Source organism: Nostoc sp. NMS7 (assembly GCF_017115085.1).
Classification (GTDB): Bacteria; Cyanobacteriota; Cyanobacteriia; order Cyanobacteriales; family Nostocaceae; genus Nostoc.
In genome coordinates this window covers 1-5,366 of sequence record NZ_JABXKJ010000230.1, presented here as the reverse complement: position 1 = coordinate 5,366, position 5,366 = coordinate 1, and the positions used below count along the sequence as shown (strand labels likewise).

The window sequence follows — 5,366 nt, the reverse complement described above, 5'->3', positions numbered from 1 at the left end:
ACGCGATTAATCGCGTCTCTCCTAACTCCTGTACAGACGCGATTAATCGCGTCTCCCCTAACTATTACCTGACAAATTGGGGCATAATTTCCGCAGCAGTAAATATTCCATAAATGCCGCGTTGGTGCAATTGTTTACCAGCTTTGAGATAGCCAAAGGCAGGACCGCAGACATTGGCTGCCATACTGGTTTCATCTCCTAAAGTAAATGTATGGGTGGAAATCTTCCCTTCAAAGGTGCGCCCTGTTACCTTAACGTTGGTGCTGAGGGGCTTTTTGGGATTGCGGGTATCGACTACACCACCAACTGTAACGCGATCGCGATCGCAAATTCCCGCTACCTCTAACATCACATCATCAGCGTGTTCCATATTCGTCAAGGTAAGCACGCCATTAGTTTTATCTAATAGTGCTTCTACCTCTGCGTCAGTCATCGCCCTGGCAATTTCCACTGTGTAACCAGGCATATGACCAATGTCTTCTCGAACGGTAGCACGATAAGCTTCCCAGTTAGCAATTCCCACCCCGAAGGTGATTTCGACTTGATGAATTTCGGCGTAGCTTTGGGCGGCTAAAGCGGCGGCGGCGGTTAACAATCCCGGTGTTGCACCACAGCCTGTCATGTAGGTAATCCCGGCTGCTTCCAGTTCTTCTTTCATCGCCAGTAGTTGTTCTACAGCAGTGGTGCGCTTAATCGCATCCACTAGCACCCCACGCCAACCAGATTTAATAAACTCCTTGGCTACAGTCGGAATAAAGTCATTTGGTAAGTTGGGTAAAGCCAGAAAATACCCATCCACAGGTTGAGCTATTTCAATTAAATCCTGAATACTTTGATTTGTTAAAGTACCAACTGGCTCTAAATGACCTACCGAACCTTGGGACTGGTAGGTTGCAATGGATTCTTGAGTATTTAAACCTTCAGCAGCGTAAGCGTAGCCTTTTTGATCTGCTACTGCGACTAAAATCATTTCCTGTTTGCCAGCAAGTAGCTTGGCGGCAGCTTGTCCTAGTCCGCCAAAACCAAGCACTCCCACGCGGATAACTGGCGAGATATTTAGAGAATTTTTGACCTTTTCAGAATTCATAGTCAATTAGTTAAGTTGAATCAAAAGCCTTTAGCATTCAGCATCTCAGCTTCCGGCTTGGGACTGGTGGCTGATGGCTGATAGCTCAAAGCTATAGAGGTTAATTATGATTCATTATCCTGGGTTTTTTGGCTGAGTGATGTTTTTTTTATCTAAGCTACTTGGACAGTATCAAAAATTAATTTTCATCAAACACTTGCTAGGATACTCCATAGGTGAACAAATGTTCAGAATGCCTATTGCTGCCCAGCTAGAGAGTCTATAGTGCATCGCCTATCAACAAGGTTCTGATGTCCCAAGATTAACCACCTGCTATCCTCTGTAATATCTGGAAGTGATACAAGATGAAATTATGGTATTACATTTTGAGCCAGCATCCCCTGATTCAGTCCCGGAAATGATGCCAGCCTAAGCGATAGTACCCCCAAAGCGCGATCGCATTAGGCATCGCAACGAAAAAACCTGATCTTATTGATAATTTAACCCCGATCTCACTGTTAGAGTATTGCTCCCATCTCAGATTATCCTTGCAGATACTGAATACTTACCTACAGTAGTCTTGAGAGCAACTTGGGTTATGTAGGTGCGATCGCAGATCATCCAGCCGTAACGCACCGCTATATCTATTATCATCTGTAATATCCTTTGGGCGTTTGCCGTTCAATACTCAACAGCAATGATCTTAATAATCCAAAATCTAAAATTTAAAATCTAAAATTGAATGAGCCGTTTTTTTGTCGCCCTCTTACCACCGCAAGACATTCAAGACTACGCCAACCAGATTAAGCAGGACTTTGCCGATCGCTATGCTAGTAGTGGAGCGCTAAAATCTCCGCCTCATGTTACTTTGCAACCGCCTTTTGAATGGGCAGATGCTAACTTACCACACCTAGAAGCATCCTTGAAGGAGTTTGCTAGTAGACAACAGCCTGTAGCAATTACACTCAGGGGGTTTGATGCCTTTCCGCCCCGTGTTATATACATTAATGTTGTCATAAGTCAAGAGCTTTTAACTTTGCAAGCTGATTTAATGGCTTATACAGAAAGTAACTTGGGAATTGTTGACAAGGTTTCTAAAACGCGCCCTTTTGCACCCCATATAACAGTTGCGTTTCGGGATTTAACAAAGCAAAACTTTAAAGCTGCTTGGCCAGAGTTTGAAAAGCGTCAGTTGCATTTTGAGTTTAATGCTGACAAATTAACGCTACTGCTTCACGACGGTAATCGCTGGAATATTAAATCGGAGTTTGGTTTTTTGACTACTGAGCAATGAAATAGTGAAATAGTTAAAAACGATCGCTCCAATTGTTGAGCATAAGTCTGCGCTTGCTGATCGAGGTGGGCATTTTCCAGAGCGATCGCACAACTACGCAGAGCCACTTCCAAGCTGGTGTAAAGGAAACATTGCGTAGTATCATCATCAATAGTTGAAAATAAGCGATCGCGATCGCCCACCAAGACTTAAAATCATCTTTCTTTTTCTCGGTGTGTAGTCGCCTACGCCGAACGTCTCCTATAGAAGCAGCTTGTCGTCGAGACATCGCTTAACTTTTGAAACGCCTTGTAAACAAGATATGTTAGATTTGTTTATTTCTACTTACTTACTTTTTGTAAAACCAGATACATTAAATGCTAGTTTAGTCGCAAAGGAAGTAAAAAGCATGACCGTTTATAGCCCTGAAGTCATCCGTCATATATTGATCGGGCTGGGATATTTAGCTCCTGAGATAGATCCTAAGCCGGATCTGACTAAATTTGCTCCCTGGAAGCGGAATAACAACTCCTTAACAGATGATCCTACCGAAGAAGCAATTAAAAGGTTTCAGAAACAGTATTCACAAAAACTTCTAGTAGATGGTAACGCTAACGCTGAGACTCGAACTGTAATGGAAGATACAGTCAAAGGGCTTCAGAATAGATTAAAGTTTCACGGTTTTGCAACCAATGCCGAAATTCCTCCAGACAAGGCTTTTTATGGCCCAGCCACTTATTTAGCAGTCAAGAAATTTCAGAAATCTCAGGGTTTAACTGAAAATGGCATTGCCACTATTGAACAGCGTCAAATTCTCCAGCAATCTAGTCTAACAAATAAGCCCCAGCCGCAGCCCCAGTCCCAACTCAAGCTGATAGATTTGTGGCTCCAATTCAAAAAGAATCCTCAAAATCCTTCTTACATTGCAGCCCTAAATAATTTACAACAAAATATACCCAAGGACGTTTTATACAAACTTACTAACAAATGGCGGGGGACAAATGATCAAAATCCTGAGATTGTCAAGTTGACGAATGTGTTCACTTATTATGATGACAACAATCAAAACAATCGTGATGCACTAACTTACTTACAAAGTCAGATGACTCCAGTCATCTCTCAAGCATTTTTAAGTCTCTGGAATAAAAAGTAAACTCATCTGACAATTCAGGTTATCTGGAAAACCTCTCTTCTTCATCTCTCTCCTAAAAGGCTACTGTGTAGACTCTACAACCCACAAATCAAAACCTCACCCTCGCTTTCCCAAGGGTAAATCTTTCCCTCTCCTTAATAAGGAGAGGGACAGGTGAAAGCGTAGCAGAACCAGGGTGAGGTTTTCCTAGAAATGGTGAAACAGCATTTATTTTCCTTAAACAGTCGATAATGTAAATAAATGTCATAAAATCCTCAGGCAGGACAGAAGCATCTATGCGTGTAATTTTGATGACCGGCAAAGGCGGCGTAGGCAAAACTTCCGTTGCTGCTGCAACTGGACTGCGTTGTGCCGAACTAGGCTATCAGACATTGGTATTAAGTACAGATCCCGCTCACTCCCTGGCAGACAGTTTTGACATCGAACTCGGACATGCACCCCAAAAAATTCGCCCAAATTTGTGGGGTGCTGAATTGGATGCACTGCAAGAACTGGAGGGAAACTGGGGTGCTGTGAAACGTTACATTACCCAAGTTTTACAAGCAAGGGGTTTAGACGGCATACAGGCTGAAGAATTGGCAATTTTACCAGGCATGGATGAGATTTTTGGCTTGGTAAGGATGAAACGCCATTACGATGAAGGTGAGTTTGATGTCTTAATTATCGACTCAGCCCCCACCGGCACAGCACTCCGGTTGCTAAGTTTACCTGAAGTCGGTGGCTGGTATATGCGCCGTTTTTACAAACCATTTCAAAATATCTCGGTGGTACTTCGGCCTCTGGTTGAACCTTTTTTTAGACCAATTGCTGGTTTTTCGCTACCTAATAAAGAAGTGATGGATGCACCTTATGAGTTTTATGAACAAATTGAAGCTCTGGAAAAAGTATTGACAGACAATACTAAAACCTCAGTGCGTCTGGTTACTAATCCCGAAAAGATGGTGATTAAAGAGTCTCTGCGTGCCCATGCTTATCTGAGTTTGTATAATGTTGCAACAGATTTAATAGTAGCTAATCGGATTATTCCCAATGAAGTCCAAGACCCATTTTTCCAACGTTGGAAGGAAAGTCAGGAGCAATATCGCCAGGAAATTCATGATAATTTTCACCCTCTACCTGTGAAAGAAGTTCCACTTTTTTCTGAGGAAATGTGTGGATTGGCTGCATTAGAACGCCTGAAGGAAACCCTTTATAAAGATGAAGATCCGACTCAGGTTTATTACAAAGAAACGACTCTTAGAGTTGTGCAAGAGGGAAACCAATACAGCTTAGAACTTTACTTACCCGGTATTCCTAAAAACCAAGTTCAACTGAGTAAAACCGGAGACGAATTAAACATTACTATTGGCAACCACCGTCGTAACTTAGTTTTACCGCAAGCCTTAGCAGCACTACAACCAGCAGGGGCAAAGATGCAAGACGACTATCTGAAAATCAGCTTTGCTGAGAATATAAGAGTTTAAGTTTGTTGCTACGGCAATATTTGACAAAAACTCAACACTAAAAAACCAGAATCTTTGATTGCAGCTAGTACAGACGCCATTCTTTTAGCGTCTGTTTTTATGATATTTTGATGAAATTTTATAAAGAGTGGTGAATATATCACCGAATTTGTAGGATCAAAGAGATGGGAAGCAACGTCAAGAGTGTAGTAATTCGCATTGCAGACAATAGACCAGGAATACCGGAGCCTCTGAAAGCAAGAATCTGCGACCCATTTTTCACTACTAAGCCAGTGTGAAAAGGCACTGGCTTGGGATTGTCAATTAGTTATCAGATTGTCGTAGATAAACACGGTGGTGTGTTTAAATGTGACAGTACTTACGCAACTGGCACAGTGCGATCGCTAGTCAGTAGTACATACGTATTTAATT

At 42.2% G+C, this 5,366-nt stretch carries 5 protein-coding genes and 1 pseudogene; 4 read left to right on the top strand and 2 right to left on the bottom strand.

What is annotated here, in order from left to right:
* Positions 1 to 64: 64 nt before the first annotated feature.
* Entirely contained in the window at positions 65 to 1,087 is a 1,023-nt protein-coding gene (locus HWQ38_RS29090; protein ID WP_292800825.1) for a saccharopine dehydrogenase-like oxidoreductase, read from the bottom strand.
* Positions 1,088 to 1,808: 721 nt separating this feature from the next.
* Between HWQ38_RS29090 and HWQ38_RS29085 the strand changes: the two genes are divergently transcribed.
* Complete coding sequence (locus tag HWQ38_RS29085) at positions 1,809 to 2,360, top strand: 2'-5' RNA ligase family protein (protein ID WP_292800823.1); 552 nt, start codon at positions 1,809 to 1,811, stop codon at positions 2,358 to 2,360.
* Positions 2,361 to 2,373: 13 nt separating this feature from the next.
* On the opposite strand, the gene HWQ38_RS29080 is transcribed toward HWQ38_RS29085, so the two are convergent.
* On the bottom strand, positions 2,374 to 2,628 hold the full coding sequence (locus HWQ38_RS29080; RefSeq protein ID WP_292800821.1) for a hypothetical protein: 255 nt from the start codon (positions 2,626 to 2,628) through the stop codon (positions 2,374 to 2,376).
* 120 nt (positions 2,629 to 2,748) lie between these two features.
* Here HWQ38_RS29080 and HWQ38_RS29075 point away from each other — a divergent pair, with 120 nt between their 5' ends.
* From HWQ38_RS29075 to HWQ38_RS29065, 3 genes and pseudogenes are all read left to right on the top strand, one after another.
* The gene (locus HWQ38_RS29075) at positions 2,749 to 3,492 is read left to right on the top strand and encodes a peptidoglycan-binding domain-containing protein (RefSeq protein WP_292800819.1); all 744 of its coding nucleotides are present in this window, start codon (positions 2,749 to 2,751) and stop codon (positions 3,490 to 3,492) included.
* 275 nt (positions 3,493 to 3,767) lie between these two features.
* Positions 3,768 to 4,955: a TRC40/GET3/ArsA family transport-energizing ATPase gene (locus HWQ38_RS29070; RefSeq protein ID WP_292800817.1), complete on the top strand. Its 1,188-nt coding sequence runs from the start codon at positions 3,768 to 3,770 to the stop codon at positions 4,953 to 4,955.
* Positions 4,956 to 5,128: 173 nt separating this feature from the next.
* A pseudogene (locus HWQ38_RS29065) lies at positions 5,129 to 5,366 on the top strand (ATP-binding protein); the annotation flags it as partial.

What these genes read in the sequence shown, in the direction of transcription:
- HWQ38_RS29090 (WP_292800825.1), bottom strand. Translation starts at nt 1,087, where the DNA reads ATGAATTCTGAAAAGGTCAAAAATTCTCTAAATATCTCGCCAGTTATC.
- HWQ38_RS29085 (WP_292800823.1), top strand. Translation starts at nt 1,809, where the DNA reads ATGAGCCGTTTTTTTGTCGCCCTCTTACCACCGCAAGACATTCAAGAC.
- HWQ38_RS29080 (WP_292800821.1), bottom strand. Translation starts at nt 2,628, where the DNA reads ATGTCTCGACGACAAGCTGCTTCTATAGGAGACGTTCGGCGTAGGCGA.
- HWQ38_RS29075 (WP_292800819.1), top strand. Translation starts at nt 2,749, where the DNA reads ATGACCGTTTATAGCCCTGAAGTCATCCGTCATATATTGATCGGGCTG.
- HWQ38_RS29070 (WP_292800817.1), top strand. Translation starts at nt 3,768, where the DNA reads ATGCGTGTAATTTTGATGACCGGCAAAGGCGGCGTAGGCAAAACTTCC.